This window comes from Halorhabdus amylolytica (assembly GCF_004944975.1).
GTDB lineage: Archaea > Halobacteriota > Halobacteria > Halobacteriales > Haloarculaceae > Halorhabdus > Halorhabdus amylolytica.
The window spans coordinates 142,463-145,336 of record NZ_SPQG01000009.1 but is presented as its reverse complement, the minus strand read 5'-3'; the positions used below and the strand labels follow the sequence as shown (position 1 = coordinate 145,336).

The following is a 2,874-nucleotide window of genomic DNA, read 5'->3' as shown; positions in this document are numbered from 1 at the left end:
AACGATGAAGGCAGCAACGTATCACGGCCCTGGCGATATCCGGATCGAAGAGAGAGCCGGCCCGGGCATCGAGGAGCCAACCGACGCGATCGTTCGTATCACCCATACCGCGATTTGCGGTTCGGATCTGTGGCCCTACCGGGGCGCGGACGAATACGACGAAGGAACGCCCATCGGCCATGAACCGATGGGCATCGTCGAGGAAGTCGGGGCGGCGGTCCGGCACGTCCAGCCGGGTGACCGGGTGTTCGCCCCGTTCGGAACAAGCTGTGGCCAGTGTGAGTTCTGTCGCAAGGGCCTCCACACCTCGTGTGTCAACGGTGGGTTCTGGGATGGCCTCGGTGTCGGCGGCGCGCAGGCAGAAAAGCTTCGCGTTCCGCTCGCGAACGGGACACTCGTTCGCGTGCCGGACCGATACGCTGACGACGAGGAAACGCTCGAAGCCCTCCTCCCCCTGACCGACGTGATGGGAACAGGCCACCACGCCGCCGTCAGCGCGGATGTCAGCGCCGGTGACACAGCAGTCGTCGTCGGCGACGGTGCAGTCGGACTCTGTGGCGTCCTCGCCTCGAAACGGCTTGGCGCTGAGCGCATTATCGCGATGGGACACCACGAGGACCGACTGGCGCTCGCCGAGGAATTCGGTGCGACGGAGACCGTGTCTAGCCGCGGTGAAGACGCCATCGAAGCAGTCACGGAACTTACACACGGCGGCGCGAACCACGTCCTCGAATGCGTGGGCGCACAGTCAGCGTTAGAGACGGCGACACAAGTAGTCCGGCCGGGTGGCAACATCGGCTACGTCGGTGTCCCACACGTCGAAAGTCCCGCGTTCGTCGAGCAACTGTTCTCCAAGAATGCATCGTTCACCGGTGGCCCTGCACCCGTCCGGGCCTATGCCGAGGAACTCGTGGCCGACGTGGTGCAGGGAACCCTCGACCCATCGCCGATCTTCACGAAGACGGTCGATCTCGATGACGTGCCGGAAGGATATCGCGCGATGGACGAGCGGGAGGCAGTGAAGGTAATGGTGAAACTCGATGCGTAGCGTCCCGATGAGCGACCAACCTACAATGTCCCAGATAGTACACCGAACTGGAGTAACCAGTGCCACGTAATCAAGAGGAAGCTGTGCCCACGAGCGAGAAATTCGATTTCGAAGACACGGTCGCGTTCGTCTCGGGAGCAGCGGGCGGAATCGGCCGCGCCACGGCGCTTGCATTTGCCCGCGAAGGGGCCGACGTCGTGGTGGCCGACATCGACGAGGCGGGCAACGAGGAAACGGCGGATCTGATCGAGGAGACTGGGAGTCGCGCACTCGCGGTCACCTGTGACTTGCGGAAGTCTAACGACGTCCAGGCTGCACTCGATGCCGCGATCGAGGAGTTCGGACGCCTCGACTACGCGTGCAACAATGCAGGCGTCGAACAAGGACCAGAGAAGACGGCAAACTTGGATGAAGACGAGTGGGATCGGATCATCGACACGGATCTGCGCGGGGTCTTCCTCTCGGTGAAGTACGAGATCCCACACATCTTGGAACAGGGTGGTGCGATCGTCAACGTCGCGTCGGGCGCTGGCATCAGAGGTTTCCCGGAAGCCGCGTACGTCGCCGCGAAACACGGCGTCGTCGGCCTCACGAAGTCGGCAGCGCTCGAATACGCCGACACGGATCTCCGTATCAACGCCGTCTGTCCGGGGATCGTCGACACGTCGATGATGGATCGCGTCACCGACAACAGGGAAGGAGGCCGTCAGGCAGTGATAAACCAGGAGCCGATCGGACGGATGGGGACGCCAGAAGAGATCGCGGATACCGTCGTCTGGCTCTGTTCGGACGCCGCGTCGTTCGTCCTCGGACACCCGATGGTCGTCGACGGTGGTCAGACGGTGTGAGCCGAACGACCCGACCACACTCGTCGATGCGTTGGTCGAGTGATCCGCGAAGAGGTGTCGTCCGTGCCGATTCATCGCCAGCGAAGACGCACTCGAACTCGCCGATGAGAAGGCCGACCAACTCCAAGATCAAATCGACGCCTACCACAACCTCTCGACATCGATGAGTGCGACGACACAGAAACAGTTCCAGGATGTCTGATCATGACAGAAACTGAGGATCCACGGCGCGTGAGGGGCCATGGACTCCGGTCAGGCCTGGCTGCTGGTCGCTCTGGGCGTCTGTATGCTCACCACCATCTGGGGGACGCTCTTCACGTTCACCGTCTACGCGAGTCGACTCTCCGCAGCGTTTGGCCTTTCCGGGTTACCCTACTGGGGGTTGCAGACGTATCTCGGACTTCGCGAACGGTTGGCTGCGACCGAAGGAGCTCACAGTTTCGTCTACGAATCGACCCGGGATCGGACACCGCTGGGGCACGCCCATCGCGAGCACATCCGCGATCTCTCGATTGACCAAGTGCGAGCGATGTATCGGCAGGCCATCACTCGGCTCCTGAACGAAGTTGCAGAGACAGAGCAGTTCTTCCGAGCAGGGATCGTTGCCATCGACATTACTGAAGCTCACCCGTTCACCGGCGATAGAACGGGCTACGAAGACGAGATTATCGGGACGAAAGAGAAAACCGACGAATACGCCTCCCAGTGGGCGACGGTGCAGTTGGTCGGGAATGCCGTCCCGATTGTGCTGGACGCGCCTCCATCCGAAAGGGGGAGACACGGCTGGAAATCGTCAAGGACTTGCTCGATTCGGCTGAGGACCTCGTTCACGTCGATAACGTGCTGATGGACCGGGAGTTCGATAGTCAGCACGTCCTGGAGATGATCAGCGAGCGCGGGCTCTCCTACGTCGTTCCCAAGCGGATGCAGACCAGCGAGAAGGCTCAGGCGAAGCGATTGCTCCTGTGGGACCAGGAT

Annotated in this window: 2 protein-coding genes and 1 pseudogene; all 3 read left to right on the top strand. The window is 61.7% G+C overall.

Annotated elements, in window-relative coordinates:
• Positions 1-4 precede the first annotated feature (4 nt).
• Positions 5-1,048 (top strand): zinc-dependent alcohol dehydrogenase family protein, encoded by a 1,044-nt coding sequence (locus E3374_RS12200; RefSeq protein ID WP_136689337.1) that lies wholly within the window; start codon positions 5-7, stop codon positions 1,046-1,048.
• A gap of 59 nt (positions 1,049-1,107) precedes the next feature.
• Positions 1,108-1,896 carry a glucose 1-dehydrogenase gene (locus E3374_RS12195; protein ID WP_248299479.1) on the top strand — a complete coding sequence of 263 codons (789 nt, stop codon included), beginning with the start codon at positions 1,108-1,110 and terminating at the stop codon, positions 1,894-1,896.
• 373 nt (positions 1,897-2,269) lie between these two features.
• Positions 2,270-2,874, top strand: a pseudogene (locus E3374_RS12190) (transposase); the annotation flags it as partial.